General features: G+C 53.5%; 16 protein-coding genes and 1 tRNA gene. 8 read left to right on the top strand and 9 right to left on the bottom strand.

What is annotated here, in order from left to right; all coding sequences use genetic code 11:
* Positions 1-297: 297 nt before the first annotated feature.
* Together H7849_RS26455 and H7849_RS26845 are read right to left on the bottom strand one after the other, a co-directional pair.
* Positions 298-1,335, bottom strand: a complete 1,038-nt coding sequence (locus H7849_RS26455; RefSeq protein WP_285288964.1) for an ABC transporter permease — start codon at positions 1,333-1,335, stop codon at positions 298-300.
* Positions 1,336-1,360: 25 nt separating this feature from the next.
* A complete protein-coding gene (locus H7849_RS26845) occupies positions 1,361-1,702 on the bottom strand; it encodes a PadR family transcriptional regulator (RefSeq protein ID WP_186739776.1) in 342 nt (113 codons plus the stop codon).
* A 225-nt stretch (positions 1,703-1,927) separates the two neighbouring features.
* Between H7849_RS26845 and H7849_RS13115 the strand changes: the two genes are divergently transcribed.
* Positions 1,928-2,161: a hypothetical protein gene (locus H7849_RS13115; RefSeq protein WP_186739774.1), complete on the top strand. Its 234-nt coding sequence runs from the start codon at positions 1,928-1,930 to the stop codon at positions 2,159-2,161.
* A gap of 133 nt (positions 2,162-2,294) precedes the next feature.
* Here H7849_RS13115 and H7849_RS13110 read toward each other — a convergent pair whose 3' ends face one another.
* Positions 2,295-4,004 carry a carboxylesterase/lipase family protein gene (locus H7849_RS13110; RefSeq protein WP_186739772.1) on the bottom strand — a complete coding sequence of 570 codons (1,710 nt, stop codon included), beginning with the start codon at positions 4,002-4,004 and terminating at the stop codon, positions 2,295-2,297.
* A gap of 334 nt (positions 4,005-4,338) precedes the next feature.
* Here H7849_RS13110 and H7849_RS13105 point away from each other — a divergent pair, with 334 nt between their 5' ends.
* Together H7849_RS13105 and H7849_RS13100 are read left to right on the top strand one after the other, a co-directional pair.
* Positions 4,339-6,969, top strand: coding sequence for a hypothetical protein (locus tag H7849_RS13105; protein ID WP_186739771.1), 2,631 nt, complete (start codon positions 4,339-4,341; stop codon positions 6,967-6,969).
* A 488-nt stretch (positions 6,970-7,457) separates the two neighbouring features.
* Positions 7,458-10,952, top strand: a complete 3,495-nt coding sequence (locus H7849_RS13100) for a carboxypeptidase-like regulatory domain-containing protein (protein ID WP_186739769.1) — start codon at positions 7,458-7,460, stop codon at positions 10,950-10,952.
* A 168-nt stretch (positions 10,953-11,120) separates the two neighbouring features.
* Here the strand turns inward: H7849_RS13100 and H7849_RS13095 are convergent, their stop codons facing one another.
* Complete coding sequence (locus H7849_RS13095) at positions 11,121-11,912, bottom strand: DeoR/GlpR family DNA-binding transcription regulator (protein ID WP_186739767.1); 792 nt, start codon at positions 11,910-11,912, stop codon at positions 11,121-11,123.
* A 295-nt stretch (positions 11,913-12,207) separates the two neighbouring features.
* On the opposite strand from H7849_RS13095, the gene H7849_RS13090 reads away from it, so the two are divergent.
* Entirely contained in the window at positions 12,208-13,221 is a 1,014-nt protein-coding gene (locus H7849_RS13090; RefSeq protein WP_186739765.1) for an L-rhamnose/proton symporter RhaT, read from the top strand.
* Between the two features lie 24 nt (positions 13,222-13,245).
* Positions 13,246-14,193, top strand: coding sequence for an ROK family protein (locus H7849_RS13085; RefSeq protein WP_186739763.1), 948 nt, complete (start codon positions 13,246-13,248; stop codon positions 14,191-14,193).
* A 5-nt stretch (positions 14,194-14,198) separates the two neighbouring features.
* Here the strand turns inward: H7849_RS13085 and H7849_RS13080 are convergent, their stop codons facing one another.
* The 4 genes from H7849_RS13080 to H7849_RS13065 form a co-directional block, all read right to left on the bottom strand.
* Positions 14,199-15,992 carry a class I mannose-6-phosphate isomerase gene (locus tag H7849_RS13080; protein ID WP_186739761.1) on the bottom strand — a complete coding sequence of 598 codons (1,794 nt, stop codon included), beginning with the start codon at positions 15,990-15,992 and terminating at the stop codon, positions 14,199-14,201.
* Between the two features lie 444 nt (positions 15,993-16,436).
* Positions 16,437-18,242, bottom strand: a complete 1,806-nt coding sequence (locus H7849_RS13075) for an AAA family ATPase (RefSeq protein WP_222439639.1) — start codon at positions 18,240-18,242, stop codon at positions 16,437-16,439.
* A 39-nt stretch (positions 18,243-18,281) separates the two neighbouring features.
* Positions 18,282-18,494, bottom strand: a complete 213-nt coding sequence (locus tag H7849_RS27425) for an AAA family ATPase (RefSeq protein WP_186739759.1) — start codon at positions 18,492-18,494, stop codon at positions 18,282-18,284.
* A gap of 337 nt (positions 18,495-18,831) precedes the next feature.
* Positions 18,832-18,906, bottom strand: a tRNA-Val gene (locus H7849_RS13065).
* Between the two features lie 147 nt (positions 18,907-19,053).
* Here H7849_RS13065 and H7849_RS13060 point away from each other — a divergent pair.
* From H7849_RS13060 to H7849_RS13050, 3 genes are all read left to right on the top strand, one after another.
* The gene (locus tag H7849_RS13060) at positions 19,054-19,893 is read left to right on the top strand and encodes an RNA polymerase sigma factor (RefSeq protein WP_251106251.1); all 840 of its coding nucleotides are present in this window, start codon (positions 19,054-19,056) and stop codon (positions 19,891-19,893) included.
* A gap of 14 nt (positions 19,894-19,907) precedes the next feature.
* A complete protein-coding gene (locus H7849_RS13055) occupies positions 19,908-20,408 on the top strand; it encodes a hypothetical protein (protein ID WP_186739757.1) in 501 nt (166 codons plus the stop codon).
* A 102-nt stretch (positions 20,409-20,510) separates the two neighbouring features.
* Positions 20,511-21,284 carry a DUF3106 domain-containing protein gene (locus tag H7849_RS13050; RefSeq protein WP_186739755.1) on the top strand — a complete coding sequence of 258 codons (774 nt, stop codon included), beginning with the start codon at positions 20,511-20,513 and terminating at the stop codon, positions 21,282-21,284.
* Positions 21,285-21,604: 320 nt separating this feature from the next.
* Here the strand turns inward: H7849_RS13050 and H7849_RS13045 are convergent, their stop codons facing one another.
* The gene (locus H7849_RS13045) at positions 21,605-22,516 is read right to left on the bottom strand and encodes a LysR family transcriptional regulator (RefSeq protein WP_186739753.1); all 912 of its coding nucleotides are present in this window, start codon (positions 22,514-22,516) and stop codon (positions 21,605-21,607) included.
* Positions 22,517-22,557 lie beyond the last annotated feature (41 nt).

The raw sequence follows: 22,557 nt of genomic DNA, 5'->3' as shown, positions 1-22,557 counted from the left end.
TTCCCGCGTTTGGGCTTGCCGAGGTGTTCGGCTACCGCGAGCAGGAAAGTCTGTACATGATGCAGAACGATATAAAGGACAACACGATGTCTGAAGATTTACCGCCGTCTGAACGTGTCTATATTGAAGGTCAACTCACGTTTTACAGAACCCATAAAAGCCCACCGTTAAAGCGCATACTTTCCTCACTCCGATCAAAGTCTGATCAGCGAAGATAATCGCGTCGTGTGAATCGACGGGAGCGAGCATCGAAGACGGCTCCCAGGAGGGCATGGATCTCGTCCGCGAGATCGTAAGTCAGGCGGTGCAACGGGTCATTTCGTCTGACAAGGTTCGCCCACGGTTGATTGAAGTCAGCGAACGGCAGCTTGTGATTGTCTTTAATGTCCGGATCACCGACCAAACAGAAGAGATCCAGGTGCCATCGATGGGCTCGAGCGCAGCGTTGGCGGCGGCAAGTGTGACGTGAGGCCGGAACTTGATCCACGGTATGTAGGCCATGTAGGGAACGTTGGCAAGATCCCGCATCAGACTGCCCGGCAGGTAGACATCGCCGACGCCCATGCTGTCATTGAATGCGAAGCTGCGCGGCATGACCCCGATAATGGTGTAAGGGGTGTAATTGATTTCCAGCGTTCGCCCAAGGATGTGCGGATCGCCGCTGAAGTGACGTTGCCAGAAGCGATAGTTGAGAACAACGACGGAGTGGCCGCCGTTCTCTGCATCGGATTGCTCGATGTTGCGACCGAGAAGGGGGTGCACACTAAAGAAAATCCCAGCATTCTCTGTGAGGTAAATGCCCGAGATGTCTTCCGGCAGAGCGCCGCCGGTGATCTCCATGTGCGAGCTGTTAAAGCCAAGCGGCGAATCAACCGGGACTGCAAGGCGCAGGTCATCAAATTGCTCCTTGCTAAGGGGAAACCAGAGAGGCTCGTCAGGATGTTGCTCGTCAATGATGACGGGGTTCATGATGCGGTCGGCGCCGGCGTAGGGATACGGGTGCAGCAGGACGGCATAGATGAGCGAGAACATCGCCGTGGTGGCGCCGATGCCAAGCGCGAGTGAGAGCACGGCGACGGCAGCGAAGCTAGGATTGCGGCGCAGGGCGCGGAGGCCGTAGCGGAAGTCTCCGCCTAACTCATCGAAGGGGCGGAGGCCTATGGCGTCGCGGTAAGTTTCGTTTTGGGCGACGGGCTGGCCGAGGTCGATACGGGCTTTGCGGCGGGCTTCTTCTTCGGGCAGACCCTGGCGGATTAAATCTTCCTTGTAGGCGTCGAGAGTAGAACGAAACTCTTCTTCGACGTCGCTGTGGTGCGTGACACAACGGTGTGCCAGAGCTTGCGAATGGCGGCGAGGAGACTCATATCTCGTCCGCCTTCTTGTCGAGAATGTTGGCGACGACAGCGGCCATGTCGGCCCATTTGGCGGTCTCGGCTTTGAGCTGACGCCTGCCTGGAGCGGTGAGCGAGTAAAAGCGGGCGCGGCGATTGTTCTCCGACTCGCCCCACTCGCCTTTGATCCAGCCACGGCGCTCAAGTCGATAGATAGCAGTGTAAAAGGAACCCTGGAGGATTTCGAGGCGCTCCCCGGAGATCTGCTGGATGCGCAGCAGGATGCCGTAACCATGCAGGGGACCGAGCGAGACTGCCTTGAGGATGAGCATCTCGAGTGTGCCCTGCGGAAGTTCGACCGGTTTCGTCAAAGGCTCTCTCCTATCTGGGAAAGGAGAATACGCTCTCTCCCCTTTCCCGTCAAGGAGACTGCCACCCTAGCGATTGCATCTTCGGCCGGCTCTGCTAATTCGCTTTCGGGGTCCCGCAATTCCTCCATGTCAATTCTTAATAAATCGCCAAACCGCGCATCGGAGGCGGATGTGTACCGGGAAAATAGGATGAGCAGGTCTTCCAGAAGGGAGAGACTGTTCCCCATGAAGAAGACGACGCATCACCTTGCCGAGGAAGTTCCATGCAGACGTTTCAGGGTTGAGATGACCATTGGCATCGACCTTGGAGATGTCTGGAGTCATTACTGTACTCTCAACGAAGATGGCCGAGTGGCCGATAGAGGCCGTTTCCGAACCACACCGAAGGCTATTGAGAAGTGGTTTACCGATGTGCTTCACGCACGCGTGGCGATGGAGGCCGGCCTTAGCCCTCATTGAGCTTTTGTTACGGGCTATTACGCGTTCCGAGCGAGTGTGCGCCATGGATCATCAACAGAAGTCCATGTCAGATCTGATCGCAAACGATGCTTGATAATGTCCTTGATCATGCACACGTTGTGTCGCCAGAAAGTTAATCCAATCGCGCAGATTCCGAAGGCTGCGACCGCATGATGATCTCGAGCCCCTTGCCTTCCGGGTTGTTGCGCGTCGCACAGGGCGCGTCGAAGCACATGACCGCTCTAGACTCCTGCGTATAGCGCGGCCAATGAGGAAGCCCGCTGTGATTCGGATTTCCGGTGCGCGCGAAGCTGACCCACGATGTGCTCATTTGCTTCGACAGTGCAAATGCCGCTGGATCGCCTGCACTGTAGTGGTCGCAAAGCTCTGCATTGTCAAAAGCAAAAGAAATCTCACACGCGTGGAAAGTGCCTGGGCGACTGTCCAGCACCGGCGTGCGCCAGGAATAGATGTAGGAGTAGGCAGGCGCACCGCCCAACGCGGCCTTCCTCGACGCCTGCGTGAATGCCGGAATGCGCCATTTTGCAGTCGCAATGGTCGCGTAGAGGTCGAACGGCCTCGCATTCGGATAATCCTGCTTATACGCTGCGATGATGGCATCGGCGTCGATCCCGTACATCTCGTGAACTCGCCGGTTCATCTCCTCGGCCGTCATAGTATCTGCGCCAGGATGGTCGAGCCCGCTCACGCTCTCGTGGAGATTGGTGCCAGTGATCAATGGAATGTCGGCGGAGATCACCGGCGCACCCGGGTCAAAGGGATGAATCGGAAGAGAGTGGCCGTCGACGGTCGGACCCCAGCCGCTCTCGCCAAAGGAATCGCGGTAGGAAGGCTGTGGCTGCGGCGTCTTGCGAATGGCTTCCGCGGCAGCCCCCGATAGCTGGTCCACCGGAATCGTTTGCAATTTCCTCACCTCCGATTTTCGCAATCCGAGTTCGGCGAGCAACGTTTCGGTCACGCGATGTGAGTAATCTGGCGATAAGGCTCTGAGAAATGGTCCGCTTTGGATAATCGCGCGATGGAAAAGGCCCTTCGCCGCCGGCATGGCCAGCAGGGCCGCAACTTTTCCGCCACCACCCGACTGGCCAAAGATCGTGACGTTATTCGGATCGCCGCCAAACATCGAAATATGAGTGCGCACCCACTCGAGCACAGCCACCAGGTCCAGCATTCCCACGTTGGCGGACGCAGCGAAGTCATCGCCGCCTAGAGCCTCCAAGTTCAGATACCCGTACACATTCAAACGATGATTGTGGTTCACGAGTACGACGTCGTGATTGCGCGCTAGACTCTCGCCTTCGTATGAAAGGAGGTCGTGGCCGCAACCACCAGAGAATCCACCCCCGTGCATGTAGACCATCACTGGGCGTTTACCAGATCCATTGATCTCCGGCGTCCAAACGTTGACACGCAAGCAGTCTTCTCCAGGTACGCGGATGGCGTACCCGCGATGAAGCAGGAAAGCATCTTCGTCCGCGTTCGCGAGGTTTTTGCCGTCTGTATTAAAGTGTGCGGAATCTTCCTGCGGACAGATCCGCCCGTATGCCAACGCATTGCGAATGCCCCCCCAGGACTCCGGTTTCATCGGCGGCATAAAGCGGTTTGCTCCAGAAGTGGACGCGCCGTAGGGGACGCCTTTGAAGATGAAAACACCGCTTCTTTCGAATCCCCGAACCTTCCCCGCGCTGGTCTCGACTACTGTCACTTGATCTGAGGCAACGATCTTGCGTCGCTCGCAGGGTGCCTGCGATTCACATTGCCCCACCTGCGATGCAGCTTCCGGAGCTGCCGATGCGCTGGATAATCCGATCGCCGTGCTCACAATTCCCGCACAGGATGCCGCAATCCCAGTCAATACGTTTCTTCGTTCCCTTGAGAGTGGTACCGAAAGGTCCTTATGCGATTGCTTTTCAACCCGGTTCACTGCTCACTCCTCCGTCGGTCTTTTGCGGTTCCAAGGCGGTCAGTGGTTAAAACTAACGTATCCTCGGTGCGGCTATCCTGAAGCTATCGAAGATACGGCAGCCACTCATTGCAATAAAATACATGTTTCATTCACGTAGCATGATCGTTATTGATATAACAATCATTATGTGTGATCCTTGTTCCCGAGCACGAATTCTTTATTCCTATTCTTTATTCCTCTTGAGCGAATCGTGACAACTCTCACTCGACGTAGCGCGATGCGAATACTTGCTGGAGTACCTGCGCTGGTTCTTGGGCCTAAGATCGCTCATTCGCTGGTTGGCTCACCTCCATCTCAGGAGAGTCGCATAAACCAAATCATCGTGGTGTGCAAGACTCATTTCGATATCGGATATTCGGACAGAGTAGCCGATGTGCTGACCTTTTACCGCACGACGATGATTGATAGTGCGCTGGATCTGATCGATAAATCGACAGTGTTGCCTCCGGAAGAACAATTCATTTGGACCTGTCCCGGTTGGGTATTTGATCGAGTTGTTGAGGACTGGCCCGGACAGACCACCGAACGTCGCCAGCGACTGGATCGCGCTGTAAAGGCTGGCCGACTGGTCGCTCACGCGCTGCCGTTCAGTATAGAGAGTGAGTTGATGTGGCCGGAAGAATTTGCGCGTGGTTACGCATTTGCTGACGATTCAGGTCGGCGCTATGGCCTACCGCTACGGCGAGGAGCGAAAACTTCAGACGTACCGTCGCAATCGAGAGCGCTCGCGACGGGCCTTGCGCACGGCGGCATACGATTTATGCACATTGGGTGCAACTGGCCATCAGGGTATGTTCACGACCTTCCACCACTCTTTTGGTGGGAGGGTCCGGACGGGTCTCGTGTGTTGACGATGTATTCAACTATTTATGGCACTTGCACAGCACTGTGGCCGTGGGGTGGCGAAGGAGATCCCTACATTGGACATAACCTGATTCCTCCATCTGACTGGCCATATAAAACCTGGCCCGCCATCATAGTTACTTCGGATAATTCGGGACCACCAACTTTGGAGGCCGTCCGGTCCTTAATTGCTGAAGTATTAGAAAAGCTCCCGGACGTAAAAGTCCGAATGGGCACGTTGGACGACATCGCGGACGCAATCCTGGCAGAGAAGCCGGAACTAGCTGTCGTCCGCGCTGAAACACCTGACACTTGGATTCATGGATGCATGTCGGATCCAGGAGGAATGCGACATGCCAGAAATGTACATCCACTGATCCCAGCAGTTGAGGTTTTGGGTGCTCAATTGTGCCAGTGGGGTGTGCAAGCTAAAGCACACGACGAAGAAGTCTCGAAGGCGTTTGAACAAAGCTTACTGTACAGCGAGCATACCTGGGGCCTTGGACAGTCCGTTGACGTTTACGGAAAAGCCTTTAACGAACTCCCTGCGGACAAGTATCAAGAACTTGAAGCCTCTTGGGACGATAAGACCAACTACATCCGAAATGCAGCAAGCATCTCCTCATCGCTCTTGGACGCCGAACTCGCAGCGCTCACGCAGGCAGTTGACACCGAAGGACCTCGGGTTGTGGTCTACAATCCCTTGCCTTGGAAACGTTCGGGAATAGTTGATATCAATGGCTCATCTTTTCATGCCAAGGATATTCCGGCACTCGGCTACAGGACATTTCCGCCTCCGCCCTCTCCAGGGTCGAAGACACTGCCCGGTGACATTCTGGAAAACGAGTTTATGAGGGTAAGGCTCGATCCTGCCCGTGGCGTGATTGCTTCGCTTGTCGATAAACGTACGGGCCGCGAGTGGGTTGACGGGTCTATTGAATATGGTCTGGGACAATATCTCAACGAGCGATTTGAAAGTTCGCAAACAGAGGACTACTGTCGCGCGTATCAACAAGGCAGATGGGGCACACATCTTCATCCTGGAATGTACAAGCCTGGTCTTCCTGCTGGAGTGCCCTACCGTCGCGCTTCAGGCTCGAACGGCTCTATGCATCTGGTCAAGCGAGGTGAAACGCTGACCGGCACTCTAGAGATGCCGGGTGATTTGAATAACCATCTCCCTGCAACGTCTTTGCGGGTGACCCTTTGTGCTGACGTTGCCTATCTTGATGTCGAGTTGACGATCAAGGATAAGGCGAAAGACAACTGGCCAGAAGCCGATTGGCTTTGCCTACCATTCAGACTAAGTTCGCCGCAGTTTCGCGTAGCCCGGACACTGGGAGTCATGGACCCGGCACGCGATATCATGCCCGGCTCAAATCGCCACATATATGCGGTTGGAGCTGGATTGATAGTCACGGGCAGCGATGGAGCGAGCATCTCACTCTGTCCAATAGACCACCCATTGGTCAGTCTCGACACGCCGGGCATCTGGAAGTTTTCGCTGGATTTTGTTCCGAAGAGGCCGGTGGTCTTTCTCAATCTGTACAACAACCAGTGGAATACGAATTACCGTTATTGGTATTCAGGCACTTGGAGTTCACGAGTACGCATCTGGTTTGGCAACCAACTCGCCGTGCCCGCACTGGAAACTATGTTGCCACTGTTGGCTTGTGCCGGTTCTGGGGCTCGCGGGATACTTCCCTCAAGTCAGTCCGGAATCAGCGTGTCGCGTCCGGGCGTGGTGATCACTGCGCTTAAGCAAAAGTCCGAAAGTAAGGTGACCACCTTGCGGCTATGGGAACTTGCGGGAGAATCTGGCAAAGTAACCGTGCGACTCCCTTCCGGATTACTCGCACGCTTAGCCAAACCTGTGGATCTCCGCGGCGATTCACTCGGTCCATCAATTGCCATCGAAGGCGGATCCTTCGAGTTCTTTCTCAATGGCTTTGCTCCAGCTTCGTTCGAATTGGGATAGTTTCGCATCTAGTTAAGCGCCCTCCATTGAGACGTCTCTCGTCGGGAAATTAGTCGCCGATCCAAGGGACGGGGATGATCCTCGATTACGATGGGCGCAGGCGGCTCATGCCCACCTTCGATGCGTTCTTGCCCTCAAAACATAGGCACCTTACTGCCTGGTCTATGGTCGAATATCAAAATGAAACGCGCGTATTAAGAGATCAATACATGCAATTACCTGCATGAATTTCATCAAATCAAATCGATGTGCTCAGATTTGACCGCTATATAAATGCCGTGGACCCCTCTCAAATCGCGACATCTTGGGAAAGCCCAAACCTCGATTATTTAGAGTGAAAATGTGCAATACGATCATTGTTTATGATTGACAACGCACCATTCGCTCTCCTATGATCCCCGCCAACTTAAGAATCAAGGCCGCAATCCGATGGGTGGCGGCAATGAATCATGCAAGCCCGGATCAAAGTCTTTTTGGAGGTCAAAGCAATGAACAAAGCTGCTCGGAATACCAAGGTGCATGACCTGAAGTTTTCAGTTGAGCGGTGGAAGACCTGCAGAGTATTTGCCCTGTGGCAAGCGTGTCTTCTGAGTGGCATTCTATTGCTATCCGGCACGGGGTTTGCACAGCTATCGACGGCCTCGCTGAGCGGAGCTGTCCGAGATCCCAGCGGCGCGGTGGTTCCAGGCGCCAATATCGTGCTGAGGAATGTGGCTACGGCTGTCGAGCACTCAACCACATCCAATGGTGCGGGCGCCTATCTCTTCCTGGATATCACCCCGGGTAGATATACGGTTCAAGCATCGGCTTCAGGCTTCGCGGAGCAGCGGGTTCCTGAGTTCATACTTGCGGTCGGACAAGCCGCGACGATTGACTTTGCTCTGACCGTTGGTTCACAAAGCACCGTAGTGACGGTGCAGGGCGCCACACCGCAACTGGAAACGACAAGCGCCAATCTCGGCACTGTCATCGGGACGAAACAGGTGAACGATCTTCCCCTTAACGGGCGTGACTTTACCCAGCTTCTTACTCTGACCCCGGGTATATCTCCGGTCAACAATGGGCAGTCCGGTCCCTCAGGAGGCCAATATGCAACACCGGAGCCTATTAATCAGGCATCTGTGATTCCTTCCGTTAATGGGCAGGGTAACCGAAGCAATTATTTTTTTACGGATGGTCTGAGCAATTTCGGCGCCTTCCACAGTGTGTATGCGGTCCCACCCATCATCGATGAAATGCAGGAATTCAAGGTCGTGTCTCATACAGACAGCGCGGAATACGGGTCTGTAACCGGTGGGGTCGTCAATGTAGTCACCAAGTCCGGCACAAACGACCTTCACGGCTCAGCGTTCGAGTATGCCCGCAATGCAATCTTCGATGCTCGGACCTACTTCCTTCCAGTTGATTCGCCCAAGCCGTCTTTTAGCCAAAACGAATTCGGTGGAGTTGTCGGAGGTCCGGTTTGGCTTCCGAAACTGTACAACGGCAGGAACAAGACCTTCTTCTTCGGGGCATACCAGGGATTCCGTTATTCGGAAACCTCCGATAACCCTATTAAAGTTCCGACTGCCGCGCAGCTTGCGGGGGATGAGAGCGCTTGGCCGACACAGATATACAACCCGTTTTCTACTCGACCGGATCCAGCCCACCCTGGCCAGTTCATTCGTGACCCGTTTCCAGGGAACCAGCTTACTCCAGATCCCAACATGGTAGCTTACGCGAAGTTCATCTTCCCTGCAGCTGGGCCTGTACTTAATGCAAGCGGAGATAATGCGATTGATCCAACTCCCGTCACCCAGACCATCAACCAGTGGACTGCCCGAATTGACCAAAAGATTGGCCGGAACGACTCAGTATGGTTTCGGTATAGCTACGACACCAGCGTACAGAGTGCTTCCGATGGCGCTCCCGGAATACCAAACGTCGTCACTGTTCCGAACAGGAACTATGGCGGCAGTTACGTACATGTCTTCAATCCCAGTCTCATTCTTCAGGTTGAATTTGGCCGAACTACTGTCGGAGACAACGCGGTAAGTATCTTTACAACGGGATCGGCAGGCATCATCAGCCAGATTGGGTTCTCGCCGGCATTTGTGGGCAATTTCACGGCAGCACCAGGGAAAAGCTTTCTTCCTTCACCTGGAATCGCCGGCGGATATGCCGGCCCAGGCGAAGGCGTGGCGCTGCATCCTAAAGTTCCGAATGCCAACCAATACAGTGGCGTATTGACGAAGACATGGGGAAACCACGAGATTCGCGTAGGTGGGGGGTTCATCAGCAACAAATTTTACAGTCCGATTACGGTCGATGGTCTCACATTCGGCGCGTTGCCAACCGCAGACACAAATCCTCAAGATACGGTCAATACCGGCGACCCATTTTCCTCCTTTATCCTCAACGTTCCAGTGGGAGCGGACCGGCGCAATGTCGTTACCGAAACGCGTCCTGGCGGTGTAATGAGCGAATTTGTACAGGATTCCTGGAGAGCCACAAGTAAGTTAACGATCAATGTGGGCCTTCGCTACGACCTCACATTTAATCCACCTATGGGTACCGACAAGCAAATTGGTGTGAATGGTGGGCCAGAGACAGGTGACGTTGATTTCAACAACGGCACCTATATTATTCAGAAGCTTCCTCCTCCCTGCAGTGTGCGCGGCTATGCGCCTTGTATTCCCGGAAACGGCACGCTCCCGGCGAACGTCGTCGTGTCTCCAAACGATAAAATACTTCATAACACAGACACGAATGTCGGCCCCCACCTCGGATTTGCCTATAGGGCGACGGATCGCTTAGTCGTTCATGCAGCTTTCGGCATCGTGTATGACAATTGGGCCGGCGTATTGCAAACGTCACAGAATATCAGCGGACTATGGCCCGACATTGGTCAACAGGAAGCCGCTAACTTGAACACGCCGACTACAAGTTCACCAACACCGACGGTTACAGCTCAGAATCCATTCGCAATCGCCGCCAATAATAACTTCTTTCCGGCGCCTACCCCATTTACTCAGGTCGGCTTTGAATACGATCCGAATCTAAAGAATCCCTATTCAGAACAATGGAACTTTGGCGTGCAGCAACTCCTTACCTCATCGACTACACTGACGGCGAATTATGTTGGCTCGAGTTCGCACCGGCTTGATGTTGGCGGCATTTACAATAGCGCGCTTACGCCAGGACCAGGCGACCCCCAGTCACGCGCTAAGTATCCCTACATTGCCCCGACGTTTTATGACCGTAGCCAGGGCAATGGTAATTACAACGGGTTGCAGGTCTCGCTGGATAAGAGGTACACCAATGGTCTCTCGTACGGAGTGGCCTACACCTGGTCAAAGTCCATTAATGTCGGAGGCGATGGATATTACGGCGTTGAAGGCGGCGTTCCGCAGGACGCCTATAACCCAGCTCGCTATGATCGGTCTGTGTCAGGACTTGATTTAACGCACATTTTATCTGTGAACACGCTTTACGACATTCCTGTTGGGAAGGGAAAGAGATTTTCCACTGGGCACGGTGCGCTTGATTACATCCTGGGGGGCTGGCAGTTTAACAACCTGTTCCAAGCCCATTCGGGCATTGCTTTTACTCCCCTCAGCAGTAGCGATATCGCGAATACTGGGCAAGCACTTGGTTATGAACATTTGAACCTTGTGGGAAATCCTGGGCTTGCGAAGAGGACCGCAGCGGAGTGGTTCAATACCGCGGCGTATGCCACGCCGGCGCTTTACACCTACGGCAACGCAGGACGCAATTCCATCCGGGGCCCGTCCTATTGGGAGTTGGACTCGTCGCTCTTTCGCCAATTCCCTGTGGGAGAAGGGCGACGGTTCGAGTTTCGAGCCGAGGCATTCAATTTGTTCAATAACGTAGACTTGGGTCAGCCCCAGAACGACATCGATAGCGGACCAGCCTTCGGTACGATCAACAGCACCGCAAACACCGCGCGACAGATTCAGCTCGCATTGAAGTTTATCTTTTAAGACTGTCAATGGCGGGGAGCACGAGTGCTCTTCTCGCGCCGAGAAACCGATAACAACGCGTTGCGAGGCGAGGGGGCCTTCCGTCATCTTCGAGCAATTCGCGGGATGGCAAGAACAACTGCTCTCGGGTTTCGCACCGATGGTTATGTGCTGCGCTCTTAATTTCGGCTACACCCGGGTTACTTCAATACCGAGTTTTTCGAAGGGCGCAATGGCTGAAGCGGGTGCCCCGGTATCAGTAATTAATCTGTCTATACCCTTTGTTGGACAGAGGAGGTACTTGCTGACGGAACCGAGTTTGCTGTGATCAGCTACCACGACCTTCATCTTGGCATGTTGCGCGAATTTGCGCAGAACTTCAGCCTCGGAAGAATTTGTGCACGTCAGGCCTTTTCTTGCATCGATGCCATCGACGCCGATGAACATGATGTCGGAAAACAGCATCTCGGCTGCAGCCGTCGCGAGGGGACCTACGAGCGTAAACCAATTTCCGCGGAGGTGCCCTCCGGTCACGATCACTTCGATATCTTTCCTGTTACTCAATTCCATCGCAACATTCACCGTATTCGTGATAATGGAAATGTCGCTGAGCACCTTAAGGCTTCGAACCACTTCGATGGTCGTAGTTCCGCCGGTCAACGAGATAGTCTGGCCCGTGCCGACTAGTTTCGCTGCTGCGAGGCCGATCCTACGCTTTTCTTCGGCAAAGCTGCTCACCTTGTCCTGAAACGAGGTATCATGCCGAAACGGTTCGTAGAACAGTGGTCCGATTGGTACGGCGCCGCCGCGGGTGCGCCTGAGCAAAGACCGGCTTTCAAGGTCTTCTAAATCTCGGCGAATGGTGGCGATGGATGCGCCGAGCGTCGAGCAAAGCTCGTCAATGGCGACGGAGCCGGTCTCCTGTAACCGCTGAAGGATGTATTCGTGGCGTGCAACCAGGTTGTCACTCTTTGCGGGCATAATGCTTTCGCCTAACGAGGCGGTTCGTGTGGCCGCGCTCTCCAAAATAGTAAGTCTACAAGTGATTGTACGGATCGATAATTCGAGCGTTACAGGATAAGAAGATCATATTAAATGATTGAAATTTGAGTTTAGTTCGCATTTAATGATATAAATTCGATCCTGAATATCAAAGCCCCAATATCTGCTCCATACCATTTTGGGGCGAACTCGTAGACTCCCTCCGTAGAAACGGAGTCACGCAACACCGGTTTCACTCCGGTAGCAGCATAGTCTTTGGGGAGGGCAGCCAATCATGAGCAACACCTCGAGCGGAATCGCAATCCTCATTATTGCCGGCATTACGAATGCTAGCTTCACAATGCCCATGAAATACGCCCGGAAATGGGCCTGGGAGAACACGTGGCTCGCCTGGACAGTTTTTGCGCTCGTAGTTCTGCCTTTCGTGGCCGCCCTGCTGACCATCCCAAATCTATCGATGGTGTACCGCTCAGCCACGCCGGACATCATTCTCGAAGTCTGTGGATTTGGCGCGGCCTGGGGAGTAGCGCAGGTCTTTTTCGGCCTTGCGGTGGATATGATCGGGATTACACTCGCATTCTCTATCGTCTTAGGAACCTCTGCGGCCGTAGGCAGCCTAATTCCGATGGTGTCTCTGCACAGAGAACACCTCAACAGCGCGGCAGGGTATGCAGTCCTCGGCGCAATCGGTTTCGTTCTATTGGGTGTGATGCTCTGTGCCTCCGCCGGAAGGATACGTGAGGGACCAAATGCACAGTCTATTTCTGCGCAAAAACGGACCTCGCAGGGGCTGCTGCTTTCTATTCTGTGCGGTCTTGGCGCATCCTCGATGAATTTCGGAGTCGCTTTCGGAACGCCGCTGGTCCAAGTAGCTCGCTCCTTTGGTGCAAACGGGCTCAACGCTATCAATGTAATTTGGTTGCCGCTGATGCTTGCCGGTGCAGTTCCAAATCTCCTGTATTGTGCTTGGTTGATGAAAAGGAATCATTCGGGACATAGATTCCGAGTGGGAGGTTCGCATTGGGCGCTGGCAGCGATCATGGCGATCTTCTGGTTCGGGAGCACGCTGCTTTATGGACTGGCAGCGGGTCAACTGGGGGCTTGGGGTCCGATTCTCGGATGGCCGTTATTCATGTCACTGATTGTGATCACCGCGACCATGTTGGGTATGCTTACGGGCGAATGGAAGGACTGTGGACCACTTCCTATCCGCATCCAGTGGACAGGCGTGACCGTGCTCGTGCTGGCGATTTTTATTCTGGCAGGCTCAACCCGCTATTTGCACTAATTCCAAACCCGGGAGTTCGAACAGATGTTGGCTTTGTCGATTGACATGGGCGGCACGCACATTGGGTGTGGCGTCGTTCGGGACAATGAGTTGCTGGGCTCATCATCGCTCGATTCGGAGCGAGCGGAATCGCTCGAATCACTTTTGCCTTGCGTCACGGCGGCGCTCAAGAAGATCTTGCGCGAAAGCGGTGTAACTGCTGGGGAGTGTCACGGCGTTGCAGTTGGGTTCCCGGGGATAGTGGATGTGCGCAAGAGCCGCATTCTCTCGACGCTGAAGAAATACGAAGATGCAATTCGCCTCGATCTCGAGCAATGGGCAATTGAGCAATTCGGTCTCCGTCTTCGGATAGAGAATGATGCACGGATGGCCCTGCTTGGCGAACAATACGCCGGAGCGGCTCAAGGCGCGCAGGATGTCGTTATGATCACGCTCGGCACCGGAATCGGCGGCGCGGCAATGATGCTGGGAAAATTAGTACGCGGTGCCCATTCTCAGGCTGCATGTCTCGGAGGTCATTTGCCGGTGAACTATCGGGGCCGCAAATGCGCATGCGGCAATGTTGGGTGCGCCGAAGCAGAAGCGGCGGGCTGGTCTCTGCCACAGATAGTACGAGAAACACCGGGGTTTCATGAATCCAGCCTGGCCGGTGTCGCGCACATCGACTTTCAGACGCTCTTCGCCGCAGCGCGAAACGAAGATGCTGTCGCGTGCGCAGTTCAGCAACATTGTTTATACGTATGGGCGGCTAACGCGGTCGCGCTCATTCACGCCTACGACCCCGAGGTAGTCGTATTCGGCGGAGGCGTTATGCAAAGCCCTGATGTCATCCTGACATTCGTGCAGAAATACGTGGAAGAGCACGCATGGACAAGTTGGGGAACACCTCGCGTGCGCGCGGCAGTCCTAGGTGGAAACGCTGCGTTGCTGGGGGCAGTTCCGCTACTATCGGAAGACCTCCGGCACACGTAGTAAACTCACCCGGCTGATGATCTTTCAGCCAGTTGTTCTGAGTGAGACCACCCGTTGCGAACCGACGCTTTGATCGTCGCGCAGCTCTTTCCGATCGATTGACTGGTTGGCGAGATTCTATAGGCGCCAATCTCTGCCGGGACAATGAACGTTTCGGCATAGTGAACAACGAACGGTTCGAACGCGTTGGTAGGACTCTCGACAATCGCCTCCTCGCCCTCAACAAGGTTGAGAACATTGACAGTGTCACGGGTTTCGTGAGGCGTCGTACCTGTAAACCAGTGTCTGCGAGTCTCGATAAACTCCAACTGGTGAAGTCCGGTGCGCTCTTCTCGCCATCCTGGGCCTTCCGCAACCAGTTCTATCTGATTGATGAGGTTCTTTCGGACCCAATTGGTGTCGCGATCCCAGGCGATGTTCCTCAACCCGTGGTCAATATGAATCGGCCTTGGCAAACCATCCAACCCGAGCCGGTCCCAATCCCACAACTTAAACGTGAAGATGTATGGAGTAGCACTGATTTCAAGAATCATACTGTTCTTGCCTGAGCAGTGGACAGTGCCCGCCGGGATCAAGAAATGGTCGTGTTTCTTGGCCGGAAACTTGTTCACATACACTTCTGCCCTGAAAGAACGGCCATTTGACTGAGCCGCCTGCAATTCCGTTATCATGGCGTCTCGATTTACCTGATTCTTAACGCCAAGATAGACACTTCCATCTTCGGCGGCATCCAGAAGGTAATAGCTTTCGTCCTGGGTATACTTCATCCTGAATTTTTCCCAAATGTATTTCCTTTTCGGGTGAACCTGCAGCGAGAGGTTTCCGCCGCCCATGGTATCGAGGAAATCGAAACGAATGGGAAATTCAGCTCCGAACTGAGAGTAAACACTCTGGCCCAGCAACTCGCGGGGATGAAGTAGGGTGAGGTTCATTGCTGGAATCTCGACGCAGGTCGATCCGAATTTGAGCAGTAAACTGTTCTCTTCCGGAACGCAGTCGAAACACCATGCATGATTCGGCACGTTGTTCGGCAGATCGCATACCTCCTCCATCCAATGCCCACCCCATGGGCCGGGGTCGAAGTAAGGAACTACGCGAAAGGGACGCTGTACCAGTTGGCGCAATCCTTCCCGCATGGATTGTCCGGTAACTAGCTTGGGGATATCATCGTTCGTGTCGAGCCAAAAATCTATACGCGAGAACAACGAAGCCTTTAGTCGGTCGGCCGCGCGCCAATCCACAAAGAACGCCCGTTTGTACTTCAGGCCTGCGCTCTCTCCGAGGTTGTCGGCTCCGAAATTCCCGATCGCATTGCGGCGCTGACGCTGCTGGATCTCCCATCGCGCCATATCAGCATAGATAAGGAGATTCGGTTCCGGGACTACAAGAGTGGCACCAGTGCCGACGATGATCAGCAGGCCTTGGTTCCAATTCTTTGCCAGATCGCGAGCGTTGCCGAGTTTCCACTCATCGAAAAAGTCCCGGATTTGAATCTTGTTCATCCTGCCGAATACAGGGTCATCGCCTAACACGTCGCCGACCATTCGCTCGATCGCTGACGAACGCTTCAGAAGATCGGTTGTCATTATCACGGCTGCGGACTGCAGGCCTTCTTCGAGAGTCCTCCTGAGCGCGAGTTCCTGAACGCCTGGATAGCATTCGATGCAGATCACAGAATTGGTTTCGGTCGTGTAAGCCCTCAAGCGATCAAGAATTAGGGGCCAACTCTCCCAACAATCCGATCCGGACGTGGAGACAGAAATGATTGGGAATTTATCGTAATTCGATTTTCGCCGCATCTGTCCTCGCCTCGTTCAATGTCTGTGCCGCATATTCGATCGCAAACGCCTACGATGAAAGCCAGTATCGCTTTATTGTTCTCTTTGTCCTGAATCCGCGTGTAAGATCACGCAAGATGATCAAAAGCGCCGCGTCATGCAATCGTGCTTCTGTCCCATTGTTGTTCGCCGCCGTGCCAGAAATGACTCGGCATAAGTGTATTTTCCATTTATGGAGATGTACCAAAATCCTTCGAACGTTATCCTGAGTTTGCTCTGAAATATGATCGCAAAATACGATTAAAAATGTCAATATCACTCATATATAATGAGTGATAGATCACTGTGAACCGCGACTTCGATTGCCGCGAGAAAATTCGGCTGGAAGAACCCATGTACCAGCACCTAATTCTGGAAGGCTGAAAACACTCGACAAGAGGAGAAACCAGCTGTCATTGGTTGTATTCACAGTAGCGCATTTAATCTTTTGAATGCAGCTTCAAACCGATCAAGCGTTTCGGGAGACAGCTTCGTCGCCAATGTGCCGATGTGTTCCGCAAAATATCGTGAAGGCCTATAGTGATTGAATGCCGCGTCTTTAAGCGGCGAGGTTTGCAAATAGCTATCGAGTGAAGCCAGAACTCTCTCACGTTTAGGAAGATCGGAGAGAGTGATGGGCTTCTGAAGAGTTGCTTTGTATTCTGCATTAACTAGCTTTAAGTAGAAATCAGCTTCAAACATGTCTTCGATGTCTGCTTCCTTCTTGCCGATAAAATCCGCAAAGGTGAGGACGTTCTTTTGTTGCAAGAGCTTTTTCTTGTATAGATTGTCGATGCTTTGCTTGTCCTTTTGTTGGATGTCGATAAGCGTGGCAACATTAAGGTCTTGCTGGGAACCCAAAAGTGCGGCAAACGTTGGAACCTTGTCAGACCCACCCACAGGCGTAATAGTCCACGCTAGACTGAGGCCTTCTCGCCCGAGAGACTCTAGTAACGGGGAGACAGTTTGAAGAAAAAGTAAGTCGGACACGCCCTCAACGATGAGTATGTTGGGCCCGACAAACAACGTTTGTGAAAGGGTGTCTCCGAGCGCACCTTGAAGAGGAAAAAGACTACCTTCAGAAACTTCTAAGACGTCTGTGTACACCTTCGTTCCGGGAATCTCCTCCTCATGAATATCCTCGATCTCCGTGCTTTTGTCCTCGACAACTCGCACTCGATCGAAGTGTTTGGAGTCCACCATAAATGGCGAATGGGTTGTATAAACTACCTGATGATGAGGCTTTAATTCCTTCTCTATGTAACGAAGCAAGTCCCCTTGGGCTGTACCATGCAATGCCAATCCAGGCTCATCCAAAAGCAAAATGATCTTACCTCCCGTCTTGCGCTGTTGAGAAAACCACGCGAGAAAAGAGAAAAACCATACGAAGCCTTTTGATCGGGTGCCCAGCCGAGTGGTCGCAGAATGAACAGAGTCATAAACCAATCCCCACAGATTTGTTCCCTGTTGCATCCCAGGTGGGTCGTTCGGCTTCGCTGGACGCACATCAAAACGAACAGACAAATGCCGATTCTGCGACCAGTATTTGAGAACTTGCTTCGTAAGATGATTCGAGGTTCCTTCGAGCTTGTTCAGCAGGGCCTCCGTACGGTTTGTTGATATAAGCTGATCCAAATTCAATCGTGCGAGATCGATCAAACCGATCATCGGCCGATCTGAGTCATATAGTGTGTTTGAAGCCTGACGCTGTTTCAGCTGCTCGATATTAAGTTGGCCTTCCATTTGGTAGTACTCATCGAAATAGAGAAACTTTGGTACGCTGCCAACTAGATATTTGTCATAAATGTATTTAGTGATCCCAGTGTTGTTGACTGAAGCGAGATGCTCCCGCAGGGTCTTGGCCGCCGCCGTTTCTTGTAAGAGTTGCGCGTCATCCAGCGCTTTAGCTTTAGCGTCAGCGTCTGGGAGAGCGTTCGCTGCAGTCTGAGCAGCAGTAAATGCTTGAGCCTGGTTCTGTGAACGCTTCACTAAAGCCGCATGAAGCTCCTTGAGTGTCTTCCAGGTGATATTTTCTTTCTCGAAGACTTCCGACAGTCCTGCCTTGGATAGCAAGAATTGGCCGGCGATCTCTTCTTTAACCCACAGCCAAGAAGCAAGAACGTTGTCATATCCCTTCATCAGACACAAGGTAGGAAGTGATAGAACTCCAGCCCCAAATTCAGCCTCAATCGAGGCAACCTCGGTCGCATCAAGAGCAAACCTAGCATCCACTACACGAGCTGGCCCGCGCTGTTTTCGTTCGACGGCCTGTTAATAGTCTTCTTTGTCGGCACGAGGAAAATCTTCGGTCACGTCGAAGTTACCTTGATTTTGAATGATGGGGTTTAGGCGATATAGAGCCTGCAAGATAGCCGTTTTTCCTGACTCATTTCGTCCAACGAGGCAAGTTACATCCCCTATATGGAACGTGCCTGAATCTTTGACCGACTTAAAGTTCGTAATATGGACCGACTCAAGCTTCATCTACATCGCCTCCAACAAGGTTCAATAGGGTCGATAAGTGATTCAATAATAAAGGACAACAACTAGATCGGAGATCGAAACTTCATATGGACTACGTTATTGGATCATCACCGAAGTTCTGCATTGAGTGCGGATATTCGGCGCCACATCCCGTGCTCGCTGCGCGATCTATACAGGGGGTGGGGGGCAGAGGTCGGAATGCTGAAAGCTCGCGGAACTGCGCAAATGTCTCAGACGCGGATCGCCTGCCTCGCAGCATGCTTATTCGACGTGTAATTCGACATTTTCTAAGAGCTGTCGGACGGGCAATTGCAATCTATTAAATTTAAAGGATTTATGGTGGGCGCAGCAGGATTCGAACCTACGACTTCCACCGTGTGAAGGTGGCACTCTACCGCTGAGTTATGCGCCCGATAGGAGAGAATATGGCGATTTCTAGATTATCATTTAGGCGATTAACTGCCAACGCGTGTGTCAACCAGGCATCTTTGTCTCCTGAAATAGATCTTCTGTGGGACGTCCTTTCGGCATCTGTTTACAATCAAATGGATAGACGATCATGCTTCCCGGCAATCCAGACGCGCCTTCCGAGCATTTCGCAAGTTCCACGGGAAGGAGCGGCGGAGGCGATGATGATCCCACGTCCACTGATTGGTCGGATGAAGCCGGTGAGGACCTCGAGGAAAACGCATCTTATCCGCAACCTGGGGACAGTTCCGGTGTTCCTAGAGATATGGCAACCATTGCCCTTGACCGAGTTCTGGATCAACCACTGTTGAAGGGTGCTCGCAATGAGGCAGTAGCCAGTGCGCGAGTGTCCGACTGGAGCGCCCTGAGCGATGCGGAGATCATGCTGCGGGTCAGCGAAGGGGACGATCAGGGCTTCAATTATCTGATTGAGAAATACCGTAAGCCCATTATCCACTTCATGTTCCGCATGGTGCACAACCAGGCAGTGGCGGAAGAGCTGGCCCAGGAGGTCTTTCTGCGGGTGTACCGTTCGCGCCAGACCTACAGGGCTGAGGCTCGGTTTACGACCTGGCTCTATCGCATCGCTACGAATCTTGGCGTTAACTATGCCAGAGATACGAAGCATGAGCGCGCCGCGCAGAATGTGTATCTGGACCAGCCTGATCCGGAGACGGGTACAACGCCTGACGTGGCGGATGCTACACCGTCGGTCGAGCATGATCTTGTCCGTGGTGAGCGAATGCGGGCGATCCGCCAGCATGTGATGGCATTGCCGGAGCGGCAGCGGATGGCGGTGCTGATGCATAAGTATCAAGGGATGGACTATAAGCAAATCGGCGAAGTTCTGAAGCTGAGCGAGTCCGCCACGAAGTCACTCCTTTTTCGCGCGTATCAGACACTGCGCGAGAGGCTGAAGGAATTTGTTTAAGCAGTGAGGGAATTATGATCTGCCGGAAAGTAAAAGCGCATCTTGCAAACCTGCTCTTCGAGCCAGAGTCGGTCCCGGCTGATGTGCGCAACCACCTGGAAGATTGCGCAGATTGCAGCATGGAACTGGCGTCGATGGAAGCGACGATGAATCTGATGGACGAGTGGCAGGCGCCGGAGCCGTCACCGTATTTTGATTCGAAACTGGCCGTGCGCATGCGCGAAGAACAGCGGGCGGAGCCTGCCGGATTGCTGGAGCGCATGCGAGCGCGGCTGCTCTTTGGCAGCAATGTGCATCTGCGTCCAATCGCGGTAGGCGCGCTGGCGCTTTTGATTATTATTGGTGGGGGCACGTATGCGGGATTGATGTCGTCGAACTCGGCGGCTCCGGTAAAGACCTCGGCCGCAGTCGAAGATCTCAAGTCTCTGGATGACAACGCGCAGGTATTTCAGCAGCTGAACTCTCTGGACCAGAACGATCAGGACGATAACGGCGGTTCGTCGAACGATCTCTAGGGGCGGGTGAGAGTGTATGAAGAATTGCGCAGAGACCACGAGATTTTCAACCGATGGCCCTGGTGCGCACGAATCGAAGAACGAGCCTTGGAAACATATACGATGCGAGCACAAAAACAGCACAGGAAGGCAGACCGCAAGCGGCGGAATGCGAACACTCTGCTGTCTGTAGCGTGCGCGCTGGCAACGACACTTTCTCCTTTCACAGCTTTTGCCGGACAGCATAACGGAGGGCATCCGCCGGCTCCGGCTCCGCATATGCAGGCGCCGCATTCTGCGCCGCCAGCGCGGCCGCAGTCGATGCCCAAGCAGCAGATGCAGCCTAAGCCAGCGCCGGGAACACAGCCGCACTATAACGAGCAATTCAACAACGGGAACGCGCAGCAATTCAACAACCGGAATGTGCAGCAGTTCAACAATCGGCCCGGGCAGGCAGGGCACTTACCCGAATGGTTCAATAATCATCAGAATATGACTCCGCAGCAGCGGGAAGACGCATTGCGGAAGGAGCCGGGCTTCAATCGCCTGCCACAGGACCAGCAGCAACGGCTTGTTAACCGGATGCATGCGCTCAATAACGCGACCCCGGAGCAGCGGCAACGGATACTGCAGCGGAACGAGATGTTCGAGCACCTGAGCCCCGAGCAGAAGGCTGGGGTGCGGGGCGCTTCTCAGGCCTTCCACCAGATGCCGGCAGACCGCCAGACCGAGATGCGCCGCGCATTTCAAGATTTGCGCGGCGTTCCGCCGGCGCAGCGGCAGTCGATTCTGAACTCTGCCCGCTTCCAGCAGCAGTTCTCGCCGCAGGAGCGGACGGTGCTGGGGAATCTGCTTACAGTTGAACCGTATCAGCAGCGTGCGGCCGGGCCTCCATAAATCCATGCAGGGGCCCCCATATTTTGTAAATTAGCCAGAATCAGGAATTTAGACTGCGAATCGGCTGAAGCAGTTTTGAAAACTAAGAAGCCCGCTTTCAATGGCGGGCTTTTGATGTCTCTATTTCAATTTTAGCAAAATCGGTCGTAATTCTACGCCAGTGCTCGTTGCAACGAATATTATTATAGAGCCGCTCATCCCATAATGGGAAGACTTCTGTTGTCGGCAGATCTTTCCCGGCGGGAAAGGGTTCATCGGGGGAGCGGGCGCGATCACTTCCGACAAGCAGGACTTATCAGGACTAACCGTTCAAATCAGCGCTACTGAACGCTAGAACTACCTGCCCAGTTGGCAATGTAAGTCTCCAAAAACCGGCTGAATTCTTTAGCGTCCGCTGACAAATGGCTGCCTCGGTTGCTAATTTGATAAAAGTCAAGATTCACTACAGGGTCAATGAGCGCGCTCATTGTGACTTTGCGGTTGCGGCAAGCGAGCATACCAAACGAAGGGATGACGGCAATTCCCTCGTTGGCCTCGACAAGCGCAATCTGTGTTTCGAGTAATTTCACTACCTGTCCACGTTTAGAAACTGCACCGACTTTTGCAAGCTGTTTGTCGATAACCAACTGATGGGGATAGTCCTTTGTCAGAGAGATTAACCTCTGCCCGCGGAGAGATGACCATCGCATCGCCACACTGTTGATCGCAGCCCCTTGATCGGGGAGCACTGCCATCAGCGCAAAGCGAAAGAGTGGACTTCTCCTCACTCCAGAGGAGATCTTAAAAATTCCAACTCCCATATCAAGCTTTCCAGCTTGAACGCGCTGCTGAATCTCGTCTAGCCAGCCGTCCAACAAGCGAATACGCAGATCTGGACGCCGCTCACGGAATTGCTTGATCGCCGGCGGTAGTACATTTGCCGCAAGCCAGGGAGTAGTTCCGACTGAGATCCATCGTTCCCGGCCTTTGGCGGAGTCTTCAATGCGAGACATGGCAGCATCGAGCACACCTAAACCGGGTTCCGTTACCATAATCAGTTCATTTCCGAAGGTCGTCAGGGTGACCTGTCTTGTTGTGCGATCGAATAAACGGAATCCAAGTTGTCGCTCCAACTCGCGGATCAGAACGCTCAACCCCGATGCGGTAATGAGCAGTTCTTCAGCCGCCCGGGCAAAACTACGATAACGCGCGACCAGGTGGAAAGCTCTGAGCTGTCTTGAAGAGAATTCCATTGTTGAATATTCCTCAACACATGATAACTATTAGGAACTTG

The sequence above is a fragment of the Alloacidobacterium dinghuense genome, from assembly GCF_014274465.1.
GTDB classification, from domain to species: Bacteria; Acidobacteriota; Terriglobia; order Terriglobales; family Acidobacteriaceae; genus Alloacidobacterium; species Alloacidobacterium dinghuense.
This window is presented reverse-complemented; position numbering and strand designations above follow the sequence as displayed.

Excerpts from the sequence above, each read along its gene's own strand:
- H7849_RS13115 (WP_186739774.1), top strand. The coding sequence starts at position 1,928 with ATGAAGAAGACGACGCATCACCTTGCCGAGGAAGTTCCATGCAGACGT.
- H7849_RS13100 (WP_186739769.1), top strand. The coding sequence starts at position 7,458 with ATGAACAAAGCTGCTCGGAATACCAAGGTGCATGACCTGAAGTTTTCA.
- H7849_RS13095 (WP_186739767.1), bottom strand. The coding sequence starts at position 11,912 with ATGCCCGCAAAGAGTGACAACCTGGTTGCACGCCACGAATACATCCTT.
- H7849_RS13090 (WP_186739765.1), top strand. The coding sequence starts at position 12,208 with ATGAGCAACACCTCGAGCGGAATCGCAATCCTCATTATTGCCGGCATT.
- H7849_RS13085 (WP_186739763.1), top strand. The coding sequence starts at position 13,246 with ATGTTGGCTTTGTCGATTGACATGGGCGGCACGCACATTGGGTGTGGC.
- H7849_RS13080 (WP_186739761.1), bottom strand. The coding sequence starts at position 15,992 with ATGCGGCGAAAATCGAATTACGATAAATTCCCAATCATTTCTGTCTCC.
- H7849_RS27425 (WP_186739759.1), bottom strand. The coding sequence starts at position 18,494 with ATGAAGCTTGAGTCGGTCCATATTACGAACTTTAAGTCGGTCAAAGAT.
- H7849_RS13060 (WP_251106251.1), top strand. The coding sequence starts at position 19,054 with ATGCTTCCCGGCAATCCAGACGCGCCTTCCGAGCATTTCGCAAGTTCC.
- H7849_RS13055 (WP_186739757.1), top strand. The coding sequence starts at position 19,908 with ATGATCTGCCGGAAAGTAAAAGCGCATCTTGCAAACCTGCTCTTCGAG.
- H7849_RS13050 (WP_186739755.1), top strand. The coding sequence starts at position 20,511 with ATGCGAGCACAAAAACAGCACAGGAAGGCAGACCGCAAGCGGCGGAAT.
- H7849_RS13045 (WP_186739753.1), bottom strand. The coding sequence starts at position 22,516 with ATGGAATTCTCTTCAAGACAGCTCAGAGCTTTCCACCTGGTCGCGCGT.